This is a genomic window from Bifidobacterium panos (assembly GCF_012932445.1).
GTDB lineage: Bacteria > Actinomycetota > Actinomycetes > Actinomycetales > Bifidobacteriaceae > Bifidobacterium > Bifidobacterium panos.
The window spans coordinates 1-21818 of the sequence record NZ_JAAIIJ010000014.1 but is presented as its reverse complement, the minus strand read 5'-3'; the positions used below and the strand labels follow the sequence as shown (position 1 = coordinate 21818).

Genomic DNA, 21818 nt, shown 5'->3' with positions numbered 1-21818 from the left:
TATGTAAAACGCCCGAGCACCATGCGGCACCCGGGCGGAAGTCTTATATTATCGACGCAGACCGAGCCTCTCGATCAGCGCACGGTAACGGTTGATGTCAGTGCGCTTGAGGTAGTCCAGCAGACTGCGGCGCGAACCGATCATCATCTGCATGCCGCGACGAGAGTGATGGTCGTGCTTGTGTTCCTTCAGATGCTCCGTCAAGTCGGAGATGCGCTTGGACAGCAGAGCGACCTGAACCTCCGGGGAGCCGGTGTCGCCTTCGTGCGTCGCGTATTCTTTGATGATCTGAGTCTTCTCGTCAGCCGTCAGTGCCACGGCATCCTCCTTATGGTTCGTTGCGCGGTGCCTCAAGCCTTGTGCTTGAAGCGCTCTGGATCCGCGGGCGTTTTACGCCAGTTAGGTAGTCTAAGCGAAACCGGCGACTTTCACCGGCTTTCAGATAGTGCTTTTGTCGGCGAGAGGACCGTCCCAATTCGGGTATTCGACGTCGCGGGCGGAGACGACCTGCTCGTTCGGCTCGGCTTTGATTGGCAGGGTCTTCGGCTTGAACGGGAACTTCTCGGCGCGCATCGCCTCGTAGGCGGCGATGTCACCTTCATGCTGCAGCGTCAGGTCGATGTCGTCGTAACCGTTCATCAGACGCCAGCGCACGTAATCGCCCACCTCGAACGGCAATGTCACATCTGCGCAGGTGACGACGCGGCTTCCTAAGTCCACCGTCATCTCAAGACCCGGCTCGGCTTCAAGCATCTTCCACAGCAGCTCGACGGATTCCGGCGGCATAATCGCGGCCAGCACGCCGTTCTTCGCGGTGTTGCCATAGAAGATATCGGCGAAGCTGGGCGCGATGACCACGCGAAAACCGTAGTCGTGCAACGCCCACACGGCATGTTCGCGCGACGAGCCGATGCCGAACTCGGGGCCGGCCACGAGAATCTGCCCGCTCGCGTATTCGGGCTTGTTCAGCACGAAATCGGGGTCACGTCGCCAAGCGTAGAACAGCGCGTCGTCGAAGCCGGTTTTGGTCACGCGCTTCAAGAACACAGCCGGGATGATCTGGTCGGTATCAACGTTGGAACGGCGTAGCGGAACGCCGACGCCGGTCAGGGTGGTGAGTTTTTCCATTGCTATTTAAGTCCTTATGTTTCTTGACTGCCGCTGACTCTACAAATCGGCCGGGGACGAGATGGTGCCGCGAATGGCGGTTGCCGCGGCGACGGCGGGCGACGCCAAGTGCGTGCGCGAACCCTTGCCCTGACGTCCTTCGAAATTGCGGTTCGAAGTGGAGATGGAACGTTCGTGCGCCACCATCTTGTCGGGATTCATACCCAAGCACATCGAGCAGCCGGCGTTGCGCCACTCCGCGCCGAAGTCCTTGAAAATCCGGTCAAGCCCTTCCTTCTCCGCCTGCAGGCGCACGCGTGAGGAAGCCGGAACGACCAGCACGCGGTGAATGGAATCGGCCTTGTGATGCCCCTTCATAATCGAGGCGGCCACACGCAGATCCTCCAGACGCCCGTTGGTGCACGAGCCGATGAACACCGTGTCGACGGCGATGTCCTTGATCGGAGTGCCTGGCTTGAGCCCCATGTATTCGATGGCTCGTTCGGCGGCGTTGCGCGCGGTCTCGTCGGCGATGGACTCCGGCTCAGGCACATTCGCACCAATCGGCGCGCCCTGACCGGGATTGGTGCCCCAAGTGACATAAGGTTCGAGGTCGGCCACGTCCAGCGTGACCTCCTTGTCGAACACGGCATCGTCGTCGGTGCGAAGCGTCTTCCAATAGGCGACGGCCTTGTCCCACATCTCACCTTCGGGTGCGTGCGGGCGGCCTTTGAGATATTCGAACGTGACCTCATCGGGGGCAATCATGCCCGCGCGCGCACCGGCCTCGATGGACATGTTGCAGATGGTCATGCGCGCATCCATCGACAGCTTCTCAATGGCCGCGCCGCGGTATTCGATGACATATCCCTGCCCGCCGCCGGTGCCAATCTTGGCGATGATGGCGAGAATGATGTCTTTGGCCGTCACCCCTTGGGGCAGCTCGCCCTCGATGTTCACGGCCATGGTCTTGAACGGCTTCAGGCTCAGCGTCTGCGTGGCCATCACATGCTCGACCTCGGAGGTGCCGATGCCGAAAGCCAGTGCGCCGAACGCGCCGTGGGTGGAGGTGTGCGAATCGCCGCACACGATCGTCATGCCCGGTTGGGTGAGCCCGAGCATCGGCGCGAAGGCGTGCACCACACCCTGGTCGGCGTCGCCCAGCGGATGCAGACGCACGCCGAACTCCTTGCAGTTCCTCTCCAGCGTGGTCAGCTGCAACGCGCTCGTCTCGTCCGGGTTCGGACGGTCGATATCGACGGTGGGCGTGTTGTGATCTTCGGTGGCGATGAGCTGATCGACATGACGCGGCTTGCGGCCGGCCAAGCGCAATCCCTCGAACGCCTGCGGGCTGGTGACCTCATGCATCAGCATCAGGTCGATATACAGCAGGTCGGGGGCACCATCGCTCCCCTTACGCACCAAATGGTCGGCCCAGACCTTCTCGGCCAGTGTCGTTGACATGGCATCCTCCTGAACGTTGTGCGCGACATCATCCGCTCGCGCCTATTCGTGACACCCAGCCTATGGTCAGTGCCACTTTGCAAACCTTTCGCGGCCAGATATTGAGATGTGTCACCCCCGCGCTGATTTTCAAAATTTGGCATTTCACTATATGAGATGGCATAATCGCCGTATTATGACTGCTACTGAAACCGACACCCCCCGGGGCAATTTTGAATCCGACAGCCAAGCCGACGCCGCCGAGACGCGGAACGCGCAAATCCACTCCGGCGTTGGCGTGCTGGACAAGACGGTGAAGATTCTCGACGCGCTCGAATCCGGCCCCTCCACGCTGGGTCAGCTTGTCGCCGCCACCGGCTTGGCGCGCCCCACCGCCCACCGCTTGGCCATCGCACTGGAACGCCATCGCTTCGTGCTGCGCGACCAGCATGGCCGCTTCGTGCTCGGCTCACGTTTCGCGGAACTGGCCGCCGCCGCTGGTGAGGATCGTCTGCTTACGGCAGCCGGGCCGATTCTGCAGACGCTGCTCGACCGCACAGGCGAGTCGGCACAGATTTATCGGCGTCAGGGCGACCAGCGCGTGTGCATTGCCGCAGTGGAGCGCGCCTCCGGTTTGCGCGACTCCATTCCAGTCGGTGCCATGCTGTCGATGGAAGCCGGATCCGCCGCGCAGATCCTGCTGGCTTGGGAGGATTCCGACCGCCTGCATCAAGGCTTACGTCAAGCGAAGTTCAACGCCGCCAAGCTCGCCCAAGTGCGCAAGCGCGGCTGGGCCGAATCGGTTAATGAGCGCGAAGAGGGCGTGTGCTCGATTTCCGCACCGATTCGCAACGCTTCCGGCCAGGTCATCGCCGCGATTTCCATCTCCGGGCCGTCCGGGCGCATGGGAACCGCGCCGGGCCGCCGTTACGCCCCGTTGGTGATGGCAGCCGGGCGCTATCTGACCGACGCGCTCATCAAGGCTTCTTCGGGTCGCTGAGCCTGCTCGTTGCCCTTACTTACTACTTGCTACTTATCACTTGCGCAACAACTTGCTCAACCGCGCCCACAGGCTGGGACGACGCAACAGGTCGTCACCCTCGCCTTCCTGGGGCGGCTTGGCGTTCATCGCATAGATATAAGCCTTCTTCGAGCTGGGCTTGCCCACCAAGTCACCGAATTGCAGCAGCTGTGTGCGCGGCTCGTATGGGTGACGGATATCAAACTCAATCAGGCGGGTCGCGCGCTTGGCCGGCGCGGGGCCGTAGGAGCCGAACCCGCACGTCGGAGTCGCGATCATCAGCACGCCCTGCGAAGTCCCCACAAACCCATTGCGGTGGTCATGGCCCGTACACACCCCAATGAACCCACTTTGAAGAATCTCGAACTCACCGGACTGGTCGGGGCAACTGATGCCCTCCCCCAAATAGCCGCCGGGCTGGGTTTTGGATTCGTCCAGCACATAATATTGCTCCGCATGGCGGCTGTATCCCTGCATGGCGAACGCGACCGTGGGGGCCGCGGGCTGCAGCAAATCATAATACTGCGGCAACGGCATATGCTGGAATACCAAGCTTTTCACACCCATCCGCGCGGGAAGGACTTTGAGGAAATCAAGCGCGTCGGCACTGGGAGAGGCGAACCCGCCGCCACGCGCGTAATCACCGGAATCAAGCAACGCCAAGCCAAGAACGACACTCTCGCTTTCGGCATCCGTCACCGGCAGGGCGAAAGTGCCGGGGGCACATGACATGACGCTCTGATTCGGCAGCAACGCGCACCCATCCTGCCCTTCGAGGGCATTGAGACAGCCGGGGAACTCGCAATAGATGGCCTCGAGTTCGGCGTTGCTCAAGCCGCATTGGAAATCATGATTGCCGAATGTGACGGCGAACGGCACGTGGCGGTCGGTCAGGGGCTTTAGGAACTGGCTGATGGCCTTGCGCACCAGCCCGCGCGTATGTTCCAGCGCCTCGTTGTCGAAGTTCGTCCCGCTCCAATGGCGCTTGGTGAAAGTACCGGAGAAAGCGCGATCGTAGCCGGCGATCTGATTGCCGGTGAACACCACCAAATCAGGGCGCACCGCGTCCAGCGAGGCGGCAATCAGTGAGACGGTGTCTGCGCAGACTCGCGGCCCATCCTGAATGTCGGCGATCTGCAGCACGCGGAACTTGCCCGAATGGTGGAATTGCAACCGTCCCAAGCGCGCGGACACAGACAGCGGGCGGTCGTCACCCTCTTCGGCTGGTTTGATTCGGGGCTTCGCGGACATTCCTTCGGTCGTATGCTGCATTTCCGTCATGCACACCACTCTAGTCCATGACCCCATCCACCAACTCGACCCCGCCCACGGGGCAATAGTCGGATCAATAAAAAAACCCTCGCGCGACAGCGAGGGTTCTTGGCTGGGATGCCTGGACTCGAACCAAGAATGGCTGAACCAGAATCAGCTGTGTTGCCAATTACACCACATCCCAATTGGCAGGCGTAGCAACTGAAAACAGTTGCGGCGTCTTCGTACCCCCAACCGGATTTGAACCGGTGTTGGCGCCGTGAGAGGGCGTAGTCCTAGACCGCTAGACGATGGGGGCATATTCAGTTTTCACTCATTGCGCGATGAACCGCGCAACAGCTAGCCAATTTACGCGAGCGCGACCATCGGCGCAAGTCCGGCGTGTCGCGGCCGTCCGCAATCCCAAAAGCATTGCGGACGACCGGCTCACAGATGCTCGCGCAGACCTTGCAGGCGGGCGAGCGTGAGATCCTTGCCGAGAATCTCCATGGACTCAAACAGCGGCGGGCTCACACGACGGCCGGAAACGGCCACGCGCACCGGGCCGAACGCCAAGCGCGGCTTGTAACCGCCCTCGTCGATCAGCTTGACGTTGAGCAACTCATGCAACGGCTCGGCCTTCCAACCCCCGGCGGTCTCATCGACCTCTCCCAGCGCCGCGATCGCCTTGTCGAGCACGTCGGCGGCGGAATCCTTCAGCGTCTTGCGCGCCTCGTCCTCCGGCTCGATATAGCCCTCGCCACTGAGCAGCGAGCCGACCATGCCGCTCACCTCGCCCAGCACACGCACACGCGGCTGAACCAGCGGCGCCGCGGCGGAAAGCACCTCGCGCTCGTGGTCGCTCAGCGCCTCCCAACTGTCGGCGGATACCACGCCGTCACGCTTGAGATACGGCACGGCGCGGTTCAGGAAGCCCTGCGGCTCAAGCATGCGGATGTGCTCGGCGTTGATGGCAATGGCCTTGTCCAGGTCGAAGCGGGCCGGGTTGGCTTTCACATCGCGCACGTCGAACTTGGCAATCATCTCGTCCATCGAGAACACGTCGCGGTCGGGCGCGATGGACCAGCCGAGCAGGGCGAGGTAGTTGAGCAGACCTTCGCGGATGAAGCCGTTGTCGCGATGGTTGAACAGATTGGACTCCGGGTCGCGCTTGGAGAGCTTCTTGTTGCCCTGACCCATCACATACGGCATGTGGCCGAACAGCGGCATCTCATGCGCGACGCCCAGTTCGATCAGATAGCGGTACAACACAATCTGGCGCGGGGTGGAGCTCAGCAGATCCTCGCCGCGCAGCACGACGTTGATGTCCATCAGCGCGTCGTCCACCGGATTGGTGAGGGTGTACAGCGGATCGCCGTTCGGTCGCACGATCACATAATCCGGCACGGAGCCGGCCTTGAACTCGATGCGGCCGCGAATCAGGTCGTCGAAGGCGATGTCCTCGTCGGGCATGCGGATGCGCAGGGCCGGTTTGCGCCCCTCGGCGCGCAAGGCGGCCTTCTGCTCTTCGGTGAGATTGCGGTCGTAGCCGTCGTAGCCGAAGGCCTTCGGGCGGCCGGCGGCCAGGTTGCGCTCTTCGATTTCCGCCGAAGTGGAGAAGGATTCGTAGGCATACCCCGCTTCGAGCAGTTTGGCGGCCACGTCCTTGTAGATGTCGGTGCGCTGGGACTGGCGGTACGGGCCATGCGAGCCGCCCACATCAATGCCTTCGTCCCAGTCGATGCCCAGCCAGCGCAGGGATTCGAGGATCTGGTTGTAGCTGTCCTCGGAATCGCGTTGCGCGTCGGTGTCTTCGATGCGGAACACCAGTTTGCCGCCGGTGGCACGCGCCTCGGCCCAGTTGAACAGGGCGGTGCGAATCATGCCGACGTGCGGGGTGCCGGTTGGGGAGGGACAAAAACGGACGCGAACGTGTTCGGGCAGTTCGGGTTTGATGTGTTCAGCTTCACTCATAGGCAACATTGTGCCGCGCAAGTGGGACGAGCGCTCACCCTTTCAGACACTTCCCAGTTCTTTTGCTTATTTTCTCCATGGGAACTGAGAGAATGACTAACGTTAGGTTTCTCGTCGATAATTGAAATAAGGAGATACCGGATGTCCGATCCCAATAACGCCCCCACGCCCGAGCCGGAACAGCCCGCCGCGCAGCAGGGCGACACCACCCAGCCCGCTTATCAAGCTACCCCGCAGTATCAGGTGCCACAAACCCCCGTCTACGCACAGCCCGCCCAGCAATACGCGCAGCAAGGCGATGCGTATGCCCAGCAAGATGGTGCATACGCCCAGCAAACCACGCCGACTGTTGCCGTGCCGCTGGACCAGCCGTATTATGGTTGCCCGTTCACCGAAGCGTTCGTGCGCTTCTGGAAGAAGTACGCCACGTTCAAAGGCCGCGCCTCCCGTAGCGAATTCTGGTGGTGGATACTGTGGTCCGTTCTGATCAGCCTTGCCGTCGGCATGATCTTTGGCATTCTGCAGGCCATTTTCCCCGGCAGCAATTCGGAAACGCTGCACATGTCGCTCTCTTTGGATTCCACCAATGTGTATACCACTAACGGCACTGCCGGCTCTAATACAGCGCTCAGCACCCTGCAGAACATCGTCATGGCTCTATGGGGGCTCGCCACCATCGTGCCGACGCTTGCGCTGAGCGTTCGCCGTCTGCATGACATCAACAAGCCGGGCTGGTGGCTGGCCATTTACTACGGTGTGCATGCGCTGCTCGCCATCGTGATGATTGCCATTGTCATCGTCGCGGTTGCCGGTGCCGCGAGCAACTATTACTACAGCTATCGCCATGGGTACGACAACCCGAACGTTTTCTTCAGCGCCGTGGCCACAGGTGGTGCCGGCGTGCTGATTTGCGGCATTCTGATGCTGGCATTGTGGGTTGCCTACATTGTGTTCATGGCGTTGCCGAGCAATCCGCAAGGCGCCCGTTTCGATGCCGGTGCAGTTGCGCCCGGCTATGCGCCTGGCGCGTACATGCCAGCCGCCGATTATGCGGGTTATGCGGGATATGCGCCGAACTCCGCGTATGCCGCGCCGGCCGCTACGGCCCCTGACACCTCGACGCCGGCCGCTACGGCCGCGAATTACGAGCAGCCCGCCGCGGCTCCGGTCGCGCCGGCCGCACCAACCGCTCCGGCTCAGCCCGAGCAACCCGCTGCCGACAACAATGCGCAGCAACCGCAGCAGGACCAGCAGTAAGCAGCATCTGAAAAAACGCGCGCTGACACTCACTCAGCGTGCGTTTTTTCATATAAATCGGTCGTTTTTGGGAATTTCGTACGCTAACGGCCGCTCAGTGTGCGAAATTCCCAAAACCGCTCTAGTTATCGGAAACTTCGTACGCTGAGTGGTCGTCAGCGTACGTTTTTTCATGGGGCGAAGATTCAGTCTTTGATGTGGGCGAACTTGGCGGAGAGCTCCTGCTTGTTGCGCTGCTCATCCTCCTGCTTGGCGCGCTCCTTGGCTTCCTTCGGATCCCACAGCACATCCTCACGGTGCTTGGCCCATTCGGCGGCGGCCAGCGGCGCGATCATCTCGGCGGTGGCGGCAAGCGTATCCGATGCGCCCGCGCGAGCCTCGACCAGCGCCGTAATATCCGTATCCGTTAGGCAGATGCGCGGCACCGCACATTCCTCACGCAACTCGTTGACATAGAGCATCACCGGCAGCGCGGCAATGGCGGCCTGATGCGCGTCGCCGTCACTTGCGACGATTTTCAACAGCGCGTCGCACACGCTCAGCGCCGCGGCGAAACGCTTGGCCACACCAGCCACACCATCCGCCCCAGCCACACCAGTCGAAACAGATGCAATAGCCCCCGCCCCAATCTGCGCTTCAATATCCGCAACCGTTTCACGCACCGCACCAGCCACGGCATCGGACCAATCGACCCCCAACGCCGCGGCGGCTTGCACAAGCAGATCAGCATCGCGCGAGCCCGCGTAATCACCCATGATGTCGTAGGCCTCGTCGGCGGCAAGCAACGCGTCGACGATCTCCTGCGGCCGGCCGGGGATGGCTTCGGCACCCTCATAGACATATTCGGCGTCGGGCATGGTCACGTCCAGCCCGGTGAGCGTGCGGGCGAACGCCAATGTGGTGCGCACCTGCAAGTTCTCGGTGTATTTCGCGTCATTGTCCAGCTGCACGGCGTCACCCAACGGCCACAGCGCGATAAGATCCAGCCCCGCCTGAGCGGCCTGACGCATGGACGGCAGCGCGGCCAGCGAATCGAGAACCGACTGATCAAACGCAAACGACATGATGCTCCTTATAGAAACAGCTTCTAAACGAACAAATCTCCACGCCCCACCATAGTGGCGACAGGGCGTTATTGCACGTCGGCGGCGGGATCCGCATAAGCGAGCGACAGCACGCGGCCGCTCTCGTTGTCGTAAGTGACCGACGTGACGGAGGCGAGCGCCGTGCGGCGCAGGAACATCCAATGCTCCGCGTGTCCCGTCTCCAGCATGTGCCGATAGCTGAAAATAGGCGATTCATGGCTCACCGCAACGATTTGCTGGCCGGGATATTCGGACACTTTCTCGCGGGCGAAATCGTCCATACGCGCCGCGATGTGGCGGTAGGTCTCGCCCCAGCTGGGTTTGTAGAGGTTGGCGATCAGCTTCCAGTTGGCGGGCCTCCACAACGCGCCCTCGCCATAGCCGATGCGCGTGCCGCGGAACTCGTTGCCCGCCTCGATCAGCCGTTCGTCCGTGACCAAACCGAGCGAATCTTCCCCGCGCGCCGCACGCACTTGGTTGAGGGCTTCAAGAATCGCCCCGGCGGTTTCGCGTGTGCGCTCCAGCGGCGAGGAAAACACCGCGCTCACCGTGTTCGTCTGCGGGTTCTCGGCGATATAGCGACCGGTCGTTTCGGCCATGCGGCGGCCGCGATTGGACAGATGGAAACCGGGCAGACGCTCATACAACAGATGGTCGGGATTGAACACCTTGCCATGACGGACGAAATGGATTGTGGTCGCGCTCACGGCAACCCTCCTGTCGCACTGTAAAAAATTCTGTGTGGCGTTCCCACAGTAACACACGTCCCCGCGTGTCGCGCGTGGAAGAACACGTAGAGTTGCTCTGACGCAAATATGCGCGACGCAGACGCAGACTTTGCGCGACCATGGACAATGCACATCATTCGATGAGGGCTTCGTGCGCGACGCCAAGCGCACGAGGGACATCCAATCGGGAGCGGAAAGGAGCGTGGTGTTACTGTGTCCAACCAAGTGATAGCCGGATTGAAGGATGTCGGGCGTAAGGTATTCGGCGGGTATGCCGAGTTGTTGCGCATTCCGCATACCGCACGCTTTTCCATCGGCTCGGTGATCGCCTGCATGCCCTTCCCGATGGTGGGCATGACCATCACCATTTCGGTGCAACATTATTACGGCAACTATTCGCTGGCCGGGGCGCTGTCCGCGGTGCAAGCCATTTCGCTGGCCGCCGTCAGCCCGGTGCTGGGCAAGCTCGTCGACAAGTTCGGGCAGCGGCAGGTGTCGATTCCCGTCATCATCGTGTGGATGGTGGCCGCCAGCTCGCTGATTTCGTGCATCACCGCGCATGCGCCGGAGTGGGTGCTGTTTTGCATCACGCCGTTCATGGCCGCCATTCCGCCGTGGGGCGCGATGAGCCGCCAGCGCTGGACCACGTTGCTCAAAGGCGACGGCGAGCGCACGAATCGCGCGCTGTCGCTGTGCGGTGTGTTCGACGAATGCATGTGGGTGATCGGCAATCCGCTCGCCTCATTCCTCGCGGTGATTTCAGGCATTCTCGCGTTTTCGTTCACCGGCATGTGCGTGGTCGTCGGGGCGCTGATGTTCCTGACGGAACTGACGACCGAGCCGAAATCGCAGACGCAGCTGGCGAACGAAGCCGGCATGACCCGCAAGCAATACCGTGCGCATGAGGCCGCGAAAGCCAAGGCGCTTCAGGCCGAGGCCGCTGTGGAATACGCCCGCGACCGCGCGCGTGCGGAGGGCAAAAGCGACGACGAGGTGCAGGCCGCCATCGACCAGGCCGTCGCCAATGTCGAGACGGGCAAGCGCGAATCCATCTGGGGGCCGGGCCTGATCGCCATGTGCGTGACTTGGTTCGGCTTGGGCGCGTTCCAGTCCGCCGCGGGCATTTCGATCGTGGCATTCGCCAAGGAGGCGAACATGCAGCAATACACGGGTTTCGTGTTCGCCTGCTTCTCGTTCAGCTCGCTGATCGGCGCGCTGGTGTATGGCGCAAAGAACTGGATGATTCCGCTATGGAAGCGCTTCTATTTCTGCCTGACCGTGGTGAATCTGGGCATCGGCACGTTCCTGTTCGCCAAGCATCTGTGGGTGATCATGATCATCTATCTGATCATCGGTGTGTGCCAGGCGCCCACGTGGGTGAACGGCAACCAGATCATGCTGCATCTGGTGCCGCCGGCGCGGTTCACCGAGGGCATGGCATGGATGGGCGCGATGAACTCCATCGGCGGCTCGTGCGGCTCGGCCATCGCGGGCGTGTTCATCGACCGCATGGGGTCGCACGGCGGATTCGTCGTGGTGACGGCGCTGGCCGTGGTGGCGCTGGCCGTGGCTTTCGTCGGGTTCCGCCAGATCAGGCAATCCACCGAGCAGCCGTTGCTCACCGCCGTGAGCGTGTGACGGACAGCGGGGTGCCCCCCATGACGCGGTGTGTTCGCTGCGTGGGCGCGTGAGCTATTTCGGCCAGCCGTTGGGGGTGTGTTCGAGCGACCACAGGCCAAGTTTATGGGAGAAACTGTTCTCCCACTTGGCCTGAAGCTGCTCGTCGGTCAGGCGGTTGTCTTTGGAACGCAGACGGTTCATCGCGTTGGTGTGGGTATCATCCAACAGCCATTTGCGCGTCAGGAAGTTCCACACCATCACCACAACGGTGGCGACCAGCTTGCCCACGTTGGTGCGAATCAGATATTCGGTGCTCTGCGTGACGAATGCATCGTGGTTCATGCCGTAAGTGGAGACCCAGATGATCGCGTCGTTCATCAGCAAACCGATGACGGCACCGACGATGAAAATCACGATTTCCATCCAGCGGGCCATATCCTCGCGGTGCTTGAACACCACCTTCATGCTGGCCACATAGTTGAAAATCAACGAAACGATGAAGGAAATGGTCGCGGCAATAACGTTATGCATGTGGAACACGCCGACAAGGAGGTTCAGAATACCCCAGTCGATGATGAAGGCGATAACACCCACGATGCCGAATTTCATAAGCTGCGCGATAAGTTTTCTCACAGATGGTATTCAACACCATAAGGCTGACCGACGCGCTTGCTTTGAGTGATGGCAGCGCGCGGAACGAGCACCTACACTGGAAGCGAACCGATTGTACAAAACACCGGCGATTGGCATCGGTCGGCGTTTATCCGTTTATCCAAGGAGGAATTATGCCCGTCATTCACACCCATGTGTCCGTCACGACCACGCCCGAACAGCGCGAGGCGCTGAAGACCGCTTATGGCAAGGCGATCACCGCCGTGCCCGGCAAATCGGAAGGCTGGCTGATGTGCCCGTTCGAGGACAACATGCCGATTTATTTCGGCGGGGACGACTCGAAGCCGGCGGCTTATGTGGAGGTCAATGTGTTCGGCACATCGGTGCCGGGAGCGGCTTGGGAGAAGCTGACGCGCGACATCATGGCCGCACTGAGCGAGCAGCTCGGCGTGCCTGAAGACCGCACCTATATCCGCTACACCGCCACCACCGACTGGGGCTGGAATGGGGGCAATTTCTAGCGTTCTTTGCTTGCCGGGAACGCGCGATAGACAGGGTGCGAAGGTCTATCTGGCTTATCTGTGGCAGCCCGGCGTGGTAAACCCCGGTTATGGGCCTTGGAATTCCAAGGCCCATAACCGGGGTTTCGTTTGATAGCTGCCACAGATAAGCGAGATAGGGAGAAACCGGCCGTTTCTTCCCCTGTTTTTGGCCTCGATTCACACGATTTTGGGCATGGGGGTGGTCAGCGACGTGGTGAGGTTCACGTGCACCAGCCCGGCACCCGCGTGGATTTCGACCTTCTTGAGCGTGACGGTGCGCTCGTCTTGCGGGGCGCGGTCGTCGTCGGTCATCGTGGCCGGAGACTTGACCGCCACCAGCGCCAGATCGGCCATATTGACGCCGACACTGTCGCACAGCGCCACGGCCTCGTCACGTGAAGCGGCGAAACCATCCTTGAGCACCACGCGCTCGGCGGGCACGCCATAAGCCTGCTCGGCGACCCACTTGACATTTTCAATCACCGACATGCCGCGATGGCTGTGCGGCGCGGCCGGCATGGAGCCGTTCTTGAGTGCGTCGATGAATTGGTCGAGCTGGTCGGCGAGCGCGGCACCACCGTCGCGGAACAGGTTGCCAATCACCGGCTTGCGGAACTCCAACTTCTCGGCCGTCTCAAGCAAAGTCGGAACCTGGTCGTCTTCGCCCTCCCACAGGTTGATCAGCGGGAAGGTCGGGATGTCGAGATTCTCCAAACGGTTGACGTGGAATGGATAGCGCCACGCAAGATCCGGGTCGTCGCGCCAGGTGGAGGCGCGGGTGACGACGATGGCGGCGGAAGGCCACTGCGCGCCGTATTCGCGGCAGGCGATGTCAAGCCACTTCTGCGCGCCCGCGTCGGTGCCATAGCCGGCTTCGACGATCACCACGTCATGCAGGGCGCACGCCATTTCGACGGACACCAGCGTGGGGATGCCGATGGAAACATTGGCGAACGGGCCGCCATGCACATAGACCGGCGAGCCGTTCACCGTTTCGGTTTTGGCAGGCTTGACGGCATCGGTCAGGATGCTTGTGATGCGCCACAGGTCGACGAATTCGCCGAAAGTCACGCCTTTGCCGCCCTTGGTGCCGGCGATCATCCTGGCGACGCGCTCGGCGATTTCGTCCATCGAGCGCGACAGCACGACGATCTGCATCAGCTCGCAGGTGGGGGTGAGCACCACGCGCTCGGGCACGTCGCCCTTGCCGCGATCCACTGCAATCTGGCGCAGCGAGCGGGAGGGCACTTCCGAGACGCGCGGCACGAGAATCGTGTCGAGCTTGCCTTCGTCAACGGCTTTCTCCGCGAAGGAAACGAGCAGATTTTGGGCGGCCGCAATGGCTGCCATCTCGCCACACAAGCCCCAATCAATCAACTCCGGGTGGGTCAGCGAGGCCTTGCCGCCGCCCGAGGCACCGCCCTTGGAGCCGGCGGCGGTGATGCCCATGCTCGGCTGGCGCAACACGGCGGCCGCGTCGATGCCACGGGCGTTCAACGCATCGATCAGGGCGATGGTGGTGGTGGTTTTCCCCTCGCCTCGGCTGGCCTTCAGCGGCGTGTCCGCAGTGACGAGCACGACCTTGCCGTGCTTGCGCGGGGCGTCGGGCGTGTTCTTCAAATAGTCGAGATAGCCGAACGCATCAATCTTGCCGACCAGCCCATACTGGCTGGTGAAATTCTCGATGGAAGTCATACCATGTTCCCCTTGCAGTCGAAAACTTTGCGGACGAAAGACGGATTTATTGTAACGAACACCGCCTCCATGCAAACCACCCGTAAACCGGCACGCTTAGAAATCAGACATGTGGAATCCGTTTTTCATGGCCATGCTGCGGGTGTAGAGCACCGAGTCGAGCAGCTTGTCGGTTTCCTCTTTAAGCTGATTGGCCATGGTCTGGTTGGCGGCGGCGAGCACTTGGCGCACCTCGGCGTTGCGCACGGCGGCGACGATCCCGTTCGGCTCCATCGGCTGCACGTCGCCATTCTCGTTATCCGCGTCGAACTCCGATTGCGGCCCAGTGAAGACCAAACGCGCGGCCTGCTCGTCGGTGGCCGCGACTAAGCGATGACCCATTGCGCCGGTCTTCTCCTGATAGCGCTCGACGGCGTTGGCGGTGTCGGCGAACGCGCCGTCGCACAGGGCGGCAATAATGCGGTTGGCCCAATAGAAGTTCTCGGTGGTCACGCGCGTGGTGGTGTCGGCCAGATACGCCGGCGTGGCGTCGACATTCGCAAAGAACGGCACCAGTGTGTTGAACGGGTTGGAACCGTAGGCCATCCACTGAATCGCGCGGCACGCCTGCGGGCGGTAGGGGCGAATCTGCAACACCGCAAGCTGGCTCTGGCGGTTGATGCCGATCGGGCGATACTTGCGGCGGCTGTGCTCGTCGCCCAGCGTGCCGTAGGGATCATACGGCGTGCCCTGATAGTGGCCGGACAGCACGTATTTGATGTCCTCGATGGTCACCTTACGTTCGGGCTGGCGCGCCCACGGAATGTCGTTGCTTTCGGGGCCGTGGTCGGCGTCCGGCCCGTCCCACACCTCGTCGTAGGGGTTCAGGAAACGCTGCATCCACCACGCGCGCGGAGTGTTATAGACATGATCGGAGTCGGAGTGCGAGCCGAAGGCGTCGCGCGGGTTGAACGGCGAGGCAGGCTCGACGGCCAGATCGAGGTGGTTGCGCTCGATGAACTCGCCCAGATCGGCGGAGCACATGTGGTTCTGTCGCTCCCCCAGCGCGTCGTCCAAATCGAACTCGTCAATGCCCAGTTGGTTCGGCATCGTGACATAGGCCTCGTCCGGTACGCGCTTGGCAATCCAGTGATGCCCGCCCACGGTTTCCATCCACCAGATTTCGTTCACGTCCGAGAAGGCGACGCCGTTCATCTCATAGGTGCCATACTGCTCCAGCAGCGCCCCCAGTCGCTCGACGCCCTCACGCGCGGTGCGCACATACGGCAGCACGATGGTGAGGAAGTCCTCTTCGCCGATGCCGCCCGGCACTTCCGGTTCGTAGCCCGCCTCGCCTTCCTTGCCTTTGGCGGCGACGAGTTCGACGAAGGGGTCGGCACCGAGCACTCGCTCGTTGGTGGTGAGGGTTTCAGTGGCGCTCATGGCCACGTTCGCCTCGTTGACGCCGGCCTCGCCCCACAGGCCTTCCTTGAGGTCGGCGTTGGGCACGCTGGTGTATTGCAAGGGGTTGTCGGGCAACTTGATTTCGACGTGCGAGATGACGGCTTTGTAGGTGCGCGGCTGCTCGTCGGGCTTGACGACGACGAACTGCTTGGGGCAGAACTCGCCGTTGGCGCTATCCTCATTGCGCGCGATGATGGTCGAACCGTCGTAGCTCGCGTCCTTGCCAACCAGAATCGTGGTGCAGGCCATGGTTTCCTTTCTTTTGAGTTTCACCCCCGATACAGGGGGTTTCATGAAGTAACTGGGAGGTGCGATGGCAAGCGGCAAGCGAATCCGATTCAGACCCTGGCAGCCATCCTCCGTCCGTTTCGCGGGTCATTTCCCGCTAGAGAGAAGCCAAAATGCTCACGCCTTGCCTGTGACGAACATGCCGCCTTGGTCGACGGGCTGAACCTTTTCGCGCAACCCGTGCATGAGTTCGTTGAGCCAAAAACCTTGGTTCAGGCCAGGCACAGGCTGAGTCGTGGCCCACACATGCAAGCAGTAATCATGGTCTTTGTCCGGCGGCTGCGGGCCGTTATATCGCATAGTGACAGCCGGATTGCCGTCGCGCCCCACGAACTGGGAGGCCGAGGAGTTGCGCCCCTGCAGCGCCTCGGGAATCATGGCGGGCATCTGACGCGAGAAATCCGGCGGAATGGCGAGCGCATACGAATCGTTGAAATCGAACATCAGCGCGTCGATGGGCAGATTGGCCACCGTCCAGTGAATCCATTCGAAGCCGCACACCGGAATCGAATCCGGGTCGGTGAACGCCCAGTGCAGGTATCGCGCTTGCGAGTCCACACCATCGATATAAAACGGAAAGGAGATGACGGGCACGCCATCCACGCGATATTGCTGCGCCGCCGCCTTGGCGAAGTCGTCTGGCACGACCGTGAAATCAGCGGAAATCTTCATACCGCCAGTGTATCGCCGCCCGAAGATTGCAACCCGCGCCTACTCCACCGAATACAGTTCTTCGACACTGACCAGCCGCAACGTTTCGTCCTCGTCGGTGAGCTTTGCCAGCTCGGCACTGTAGCCGCTGAGCGAGAACAGTATGTAGTTCTTCTTCGATCCCTTGATTCGTAAGGCTTTTTCCTTAAGATCACGCAATACGGACGCCTCGACCGGCTTGCTGCGGAACTTGCACTCCCCCGCCAACACGCATTCGCCTGTCTTGCTTGTTGCGATAACGTCGATTTCGCTCTTCGCGTCCCACCAACGGCCGATGGCGTTCGCATAGAACGGCAGATTGCGTTTTGTGTTCTGCAAGCGCACCCAGTCCGCGCATATCCGTTCAAATGGCATGGCCGCAAAATCATGCAGTTTCGCGGCGATCTCATATTGGTAAACGCCGTCGATATCGCCCATTTCGAGCGCAGAGCGGTTGAATGCCACGAACGCGAACCAAAAGCGGAAGAAATTATCGGACAGTCGATACAGCCCGCGCATGGACTTCGATTCCTCCACCGGTTTCGCGTCCACGGGAAACTCGCGTTCGATGATGTTGACCTCAATGAGGTTTTTGAGGTAGGCGCTGACGGCTTGAGACTGCAGCATGGTGCGTTGCGCGATGTCGTTCAGCCTTGTGGCTCCCAACGCCACGGCTTGCAGGATAGCGTTATAGGTTGCCGGCTCGCGAAATTCCTGGTGCATGAGGAACTCGACCTCGCTGTACAGCGCGGACCCTCTGCGCAGCACATGCTGTTTGATATTGTTCTCCAAGCTTTCATCCGGGTCGAATTCGGCCAGATAGTGCGGAATGCCGCCAAGCACCGCGTAGGAAAGGGCTTTATCGGCCGCGGTATAGTTCGGGAAGAAATCGGCCGCATCCCAATACGGCATGGGCAACACTTTGAGTATGCCGGTGGCGCGGCCATATAGCGGCGATTTTTCGGACAGCACATCCTTTTCGATGAAGCTCATCGCGCTGCCGCACAGCACGAGCATGACATTTTCGTTTTTGAGGCTGTGATCCCACAGATTCTGGATGATGGACGGCAGGGAATTGTCCGCGCGCACCAGGTAGGGGAACTCGTCGATGATCACCAGTTTGCGTTTGCCGCTTTTGACCGGCAGATTGACGATGTCGGCCAGGGCGCTTTCCCAGTCGGCATATTGCCTCAAGTATTTCGAGGCCGGGGCGCCAGCCGCGAACATCTGGCGGGAAAAAGCCGCCAGTTGCTCCTCTTTGGTTGCGGACGGCGCGGCGAAGAACACGCATTCCTTGTCTTTTGCAAAATGAGAGAGCAGCTCGGTTTTGCCGACGCGCCGACGCCCGTAGACGACCGCCAGTTGAGCCTTTTTGCTGGTATAGCAGGATTGCAAGAAGGAGAGTTCATCGCGTCTGCCAATGAATGTCATATATATAATCGTAATTATTAAAATTACGATTTGTCAAATTACGATTTGCATAATCGTAATTATATTTCTTGACTTTGCGTCCTTCACCTTTCTAAAAGACGCTATCGGCTCGGGAATCTCGGGATCGGTGGTATCGTAAAACGCAAGACGGCGAATGCCGCGATACATATACTGAGCCCCGGTCGAAAGATTGGGGTTCAGTTGGTTTTATGGATAGAGTTTTACGCGCCGAGGCTTTGCTCGGCACACGAGCGCCCAAGCGAGACGCCCATTGCCACATCGGATTTGCGAATTGCACACACCGCCTCAGGGAATGAGGGCGCAGAAGAGGGCCTCGAATACGAGGACGGGGCTGCCGTTGCCGGCCAAGCGCTTGCGGGCCAGCGCCACCTGGTCGAGGCATTGCACGGCGAAGGAACGCGGCACGCGCGCGGCCAGTTCGGTGATGGCACTGCGGTTCTCCAAATTGATCAGCCCCACCGAATCCTCAGCGTTGTTCTGCAACACCGAAACGTCGCGATAGACGCTGGCGATGGAGTTGAGCGCGCGGTCGAGCACGTCACGGCTGCGGCGGGTGGCGCGGCGCTTGAGATCGTCCTTTTTGGCAAGAGCGTTGTACGCGGCACGCAACTTGGGCGGAATGCGGTCTTTTTCGCCCAGCCCGTTGACGCGGCGGAAATCGGCCTGCGCGGCTTCGGCCTGACGGTTCACGTCGTCTTCGGCCTGCGTTTTGGCCGCAGCGTTCAGCTGACCGGCCAGCAGCACCGCGTCGGAGGCACGGTTGAGGTTCAGCACGCCGACAACCAGCTCGTCGCGCTCGCTCATCACCCGCTCCTCGGTGGCATAGAGCTTCGCGATGCCGATATGCCCTTGCGCAAGGCGGGCGGCGCGTTTGGCAATGTGCTCGTCCACGCCGACCTCGTTTTCAAGGAACTGCGCGACGGCCGCCGGTTGCGGCACGGCCAAATTCACGATGCGTGTGCGCGAGCGGATGGTGGGCAGCACGTCCTGGGCGCTGGGGGCGCACAGCAGCCAGATACAATGCTCAGCCGGTTCCTCGATTTCCTTCAGCAACACGTTGGTGGTGCGCTCCAGCATGCGGTCGACGTCTTCGATGATGATGATGCGCCACGGTGCCGTGCTGGGCATCTGTTCGGAAACGGTGATCAGCTCGTGTACCTCGTCGATGCCGATGGTCACTTTGTCGGTGGCGAGCACGGTGACATCGGGGTGAGTGCCGGCGAGCACATGTCGGGCGGCGCGGGTCGGCTCGTCGCCTTGGCCGTGGTCGGGGCTTTCGAGCGCGGCGGCGAATGCGCGCGCCATATTGGAGCGCCCCGAGCCGGGAGGCCCGCAAATCAGCCACGATTGCGTGATTTTGCGCGGGTCGCCCGCCGCCACAGCCGACAGCATATCGGTGACGGCCTGTTGGCCGATAATCGAATCCCACACACTCATGCTGCCGAACCGCCTTCCTGTTGGCTGGGGGTGTCGCGCGCAACCTGACGAAAGACTGTCGGATTATCGAAATCGGATTGGATTTGCGCCCAGACATCTTCGACTGCCTGGCTCGCATCGATGACCCGGAAACGGCTTGGTTCGGCGGCAGCCAGGTCGAGGAAGGCCTGACGTGTGCGTTGCTGAAAATGCTCGCCTGCGGATTCCATGCGATCCTGCTCGTGTTGCAAGCGCGCGTGGGACAAGGCAGGATCCATGTCGAGCAGATAGGTGCGATCGGGCAGCAGATTATTCGTGGCCCATAGGCTTAAGTTTTTGATTTCTTCAAGCGTGAGCTCTCGGCCGCCGGCCTGATATGCCAGCGAGGAGTCGAGATAACGATCGGTGATGACCACCGCGCCGCGTTCGATGGCCGGGCGAATCACCTCGGCGACATGCTGGGCGCGATCGGCAGCGAAGAGGAGCGCTTCGGCGCGCGGGGAGATGTCGGACTTCTCACCGCCGACGCCGTGCAAGAGCAGTTGGCGAATGGCTTGGCCGAGCTCAGTGCCGCCCGGTTCGCGCGTGACGACCACCTCGCGCCCCTTGGATTCCAGATGCGCGCGCAACCGCTCGACCTGCGTGGTCTTGCCCACGCCGTCGACGCCCTCAAAAGAGATGAATATGCCCTGCATATTCATTACTGTACCTGCAGGCATCTTCTACGCTTCCTTTACAGAAAACAAGAAACGCGGTTACGCTCGCTTGAGGAAGCGGATTTCCTCTTCTAACTGTTGGATACGCAGGGCTTGGGCGGCGATGAGGCGGTCGCGGGGGTCGCGCGGGTCATATGGGTCGACGGTGTCGCGGGATTTGGGTTTGGGCGGCTTGGGATGGAGTGGTTCGGGAGAACGTTTCCAGCGGGCGAAGGCGCGTTCGATGCGCTTGTGGCCCACGAGCTTGGGATCAAGGCCGGCCTGGCGGAACAGGTCCACCGGCTTCTCACCCTCACGGTAGCGGCGCATGCACTCGATACGGAACCAGTCCGCGTAATGGATGCGCGAGGACGCGTCCACCATGTCCACCGCCGCCAACGACGACAAATACGCCCGCTGACCCGAGGTAAAACTTTGCGGCTCATTCATTGTCGGCCGTCCTTCCTGATACGCAGGGAACTGAAAAACTTTTGAAGGCCCCGTTGTCTTGCGCGAGGCTCGCGATGCTGTCGCCGCTCGCTGCTGCGAAGAGCGCGCAACACCACGGGGAGCTAAGGGCCGCGTATCGTTTTGGCCGCGGCCTTATTTGGTTGTTGTCATTTCGACTTATTTGTCATTTCGACCGAGCGCAGCGAGTGGAGAAATCTTGCTTTGCTGACATTGGCGTTGGCTGGAAGATTTCTCCGCTTCGGCCTGGCGGCCTCCGGTCGAAATGACAGGAAACGGGAGCGGTCGCGGCTCGTCTTCTCAAATGAATCGGGATCGGAGGCCCCCGCAGGCGGGGGCTGTCGCGCGGATGCGCGACTGGGGGTGGTCACGCCAGTCACGTGACCACGCCCGCACCACCCCAGTCGGCCTGCGGCCGACAGCCCCCGCCAGCGGGGGCCAAGGGACGCAAAACCGGGATTGGGGATAGGAAGAGAAAGGCGGGGGACGCGGGGCGCGAGCCCCATGTCCCCCGCCTTTCGGAAACCGTCAACCGGTTGGCCGGACGGGCGCTGGCCCGGTCCGGCCGGCGGCCGGGCGGTTGAGCCCGGCCAGCCGGTTGTTCGGTTTAGTGGGAGCGGCGACGGCGCAGGGCGCTAGCGGCGAAGCCGGTAGCGGCCAGGGCCAGGGCCGTCAGGGCGGCGGCAAGGCCGGTGGCGCCGGTGGAGGCCAGGGCGTTGACCTTGCTCCAGCGGGCGTGCAGCTTCTTGCCGATCGCATCCTCGACGCTGGTGATGAGGTTGCCCTCGTCGTCGTACCAGCCGTCGAACGTGTAGCCGTCACGCGTCGGGACAGGGAGCTTGCCGTCCTCACCGGTCCAGTCGGACGGGAGGGTGCCGCCGTTCGGGTCGAACGCGTCGTTCATGCTGGTCCACTTGGCGTGCAGCTTCTTGCCGATCGCATCCTCCACGCTGGTGATGAGGTTGCCCTGTTCGTCGTACCAGCCGTCGAACTTGTAGCCCGGCTTGTACGGCAGGGGCAGCTTGCCGTCC

General features: G+C 61.4%; 20 protein-coding genes and 2 tRNA genes. 4 read left to right on the top strand and 18 right to left on the bottom strand.

The features are described from left to right. Positions 1–48 precede the first annotated feature (48 nt). From rpsO to leuC, 3 genes are all read right to left on the bottom strand, one after another. Positions 49–318, bottom strand: a complete 270-nt coding sequence (gene rpsO / locus G1C94_RS03865) for a 30S ribosomal protein S15 (protein WP_172144884.1) — start codon at positions 316–318, stop codon at positions 49–51. A 120-nt stretch (positions 319–438) separates the two neighbouring features. Continuing rightward, positions 439–1128 carry a 3-isopropylmalate dehydratase small subunit gene (gene leuD / locus G1C94_RS03860; RefSeq protein WP_172144880.1) on the bottom strand — a complete coding sequence of 230 codons (690 nt, stop codon included), beginning with the start codon at positions 1126–1128 and terminating at the stop codon, positions 439–441. 39 nt (positions 1129–1167) lie between these two features. After that, positions 1168–2571, bottom strand: a complete 1404-nt coding sequence (leuC, locus tag G1C94_RS03855) for a 3-isopropylmalate dehydratase large subunit (RefSeq protein WP_172144877.1) — start codon at positions 2569–2571, stop codon at positions 1168–1170. Positions 2572–2746: 175 nt separating this feature from the next. Here leuC and G1C94_RS03850 point away from each other — a divergent pair, with 175 nt between their 5' ends. Then, positions 2747–3550 carry an IclR family transcriptional regulator gene (locus tag G1C94_RS03850; protein ID WP_253902299.1) on the top strand — a complete coding sequence of 268 codons (804 nt, stop codon included), beginning with the start codon at positions 2747–2749 and terminating at the stop codon, positions 3548–3550. A gap of 36 nt (positions 3551–3586) precedes the next feature. Here G1C94_RS03850 and G1C94_RS03845 read toward each other — a convergent pair whose 3' ends face one another. The 4 genes from G1C94_RS03845 to gltX form a co-directional block, all read right to left on the bottom strand. Continuing rightward, complete coding sequence (locus G1C94_RS03845) at positions 3587–4852, bottom strand: metallophosphoesterase (protein WP_172144874.1); 1266 nt, start codon at positions 4850–4852, stop codon at positions 3587–3589. Between the two features lie 100 nt (positions 4853–4952). Further along, a tRNA-Gln gene (locus tag G1C94_RS03840) sits at positions 4953–5027 on the bottom strand. Between the two features lie 41 nt (positions 5028–5068). Further along, positions 5069–5141: transfer RNA gene (locus G1C94_RS03835), tRNA-Glu, on the bottom strand. Between the two features lie 128 nt (positions 5142–5269). Further along, the gene (gene gltX / locus G1C94_RS03830) at positions 5270–6796 is read right to left on the bottom strand and encodes a glutamate--tRNA ligase (protein WP_172144871.1); all 1527 of its coding nucleotides are present in this window, start codon (positions 6794–6796) and stop codon (positions 5270–5272) included. A gap of 141 nt (positions 6797–6937) precedes the next feature. Here gltX and G1C94_RS03825 point away from each other — a divergent pair, with 141 nt between their 5' ends. Then, positions 6938–8053 carry a DUF805 domain-containing protein gene (locus tag G1C94_RS03825; RefSeq protein ID WP_172144868.1) on the top strand — a complete coding sequence of 372 codons (1116 nt, stop codon included), beginning with the start codon at positions 6938–6940 and terminating at the stop codon, positions 8051–8053. A 185-nt stretch (positions 8054–8238) separates the two neighbouring features. Here G1C94_RS03825 and G1C94_RS03820 read toward each other — a convergent pair whose 3' ends face one another. Beyond that, a complete protein-coding gene (locus G1C94_RS03820; RefSeq protein ID WP_172144866.1) occupies positions 8239–9117 on the bottom strand; it encodes a hypothetical protein in 879 nt (292 codons plus the stop codon). Between the two features lie 68 nt (positions 9118–9185). Next, entirely contained in the window at positions 9186–9845 is a 660-nt protein-coding gene (locus tag G1C94_RS03815; protein WP_172144863.1) for a histidine phosphatase family protein, read from the bottom strand. 234 nt (positions 9846–10079) lie between these two features. Here G1C94_RS03815 and G1C94_RS03810 point away from each other — a divergent pair, with 234 nt between their 5' ends. Then, positions 10080–11504 carry an MFS transporter gene (locus tag G1C94_RS03810; protein WP_172144860.1) on the top strand — a complete coding sequence of 475 codons (1425 nt, stop codon included), beginning with the start codon at positions 10080–10082 and terminating at the stop codon, positions 11502–11504. Positions 11505–11558: 54 nt separating this feature from the next. On the opposite strand, the gene G1C94_RS03805 is transcribed toward G1C94_RS03810, so the two are convergent. Next, positions 11559–12095: a GtrA family protein gene (locus tag G1C94_RS03805; RefSeq protein WP_172144857.1), complete on the bottom strand. Its 537-nt coding sequence runs from the start codon at positions 12093–12095 to the stop codon at positions 11559–11561. A gap of 176 nt (positions 12096–12271) precedes the next feature. Between G1C94_RS03805 and G1C94_RS03800 the strand changes: the two genes are divergently transcribed. Continuing rightward, positions 12272–12619, top strand: coding sequence for a tautomerase family protein (locus G1C94_RS03800; RefSeq protein WP_172144854.1), 348 nt, complete (start codon positions 12272–12274; stop codon positions 12617–12619). Positions 12620–12817: 198 nt separating this feature from the next. Here the strand turns inward: G1C94_RS03800 and G1C94_RS03795 are convergent, their stop codons facing one another. The 8 genes from G1C94_RS03795 to G1C94_RS03760 form a co-directional block, all read right to left on the bottom strand. Beyond that, entirely contained in the window at positions 12818–14335 is a 1518-nt protein-coding gene (locus tag G1C94_RS03795) for a formate--tetrahydrofolate ligase (protein WP_172144851.1), read from the bottom strand. 96 nt (positions 14336–14431) lie between these two features. Beyond that, the gene (locus tag G1C94_RS03790) at positions 14432–16027 is read right to left on the bottom strand and encodes a C69 family dipeptidase (protein WP_172144848.1); all 1596 of its coding nucleotides are present in this window, start codon (positions 16025–16027) and stop codon (positions 14432–14434) included. Between the two features lie 156 nt (positions 16028–16183). Beyond that, positions 16184–16738: a YbhB/YbcL family Raf kinase inhibitor-like protein gene (locus G1C94_RS03785; protein ID WP_172144845.1), complete on the bottom strand. Its 555-nt coding sequence runs from the start codon at positions 16736–16738 to the stop codon at positions 16184–16186. A gap of 39 nt (positions 16739–16777) precedes the next feature. After that, a complete protein-coding gene (locus G1C94_RS03780; protein WP_172144842.1) occupies positions 16778–18187 on the bottom strand; it encodes an ATP-binding protein in 1410 nt (469 codons plus the stop codon). A gap of 306 nt (positions 18188–18493) precedes the next feature. After that, positions 18494–19645, bottom strand: a complete 1152-nt coding sequence (locus G1C94_RS03775) for a DNA polymerase III subunit delta' (RefSeq protein ID WP_172144839.1) — start codon at positions 19643–19645, stop codon at positions 18494–18496. After that, positions 19642–20319, bottom strand: coding sequence for a dTMP kinase (gene tmk, locus G1C94_RS03770; RefSeq protein ID WP_172144928.1), 678 nt, complete (start codon positions 20317–20319; stop codon positions 19642–19644). The genes G1C94_RS03775 and tmk overlap by 4 nt, the downstream gene beginning before the upstream one ends. A 60-nt stretch (positions 20320–20379) precedes the next feature. Continuing rightward, complete coding sequence (locus G1C94_RS03765) at positions 20380–20769, bottom strand: hypothetical protein (RefSeq protein WP_172144836.1); 390 nt, start codon at positions 20767–20769, stop codon at positions 20380–20382. A gap of 625 nt (positions 20770–21394) precedes the next feature. Then, a partial coding sequence (locus G1C94_RS03760) for an InlB B-repeat-containing protein (RefSeq protein WP_172144833.1) occupies positions 21395–21818 on the bottom strand: 424 nt, incomplete at its 5' end.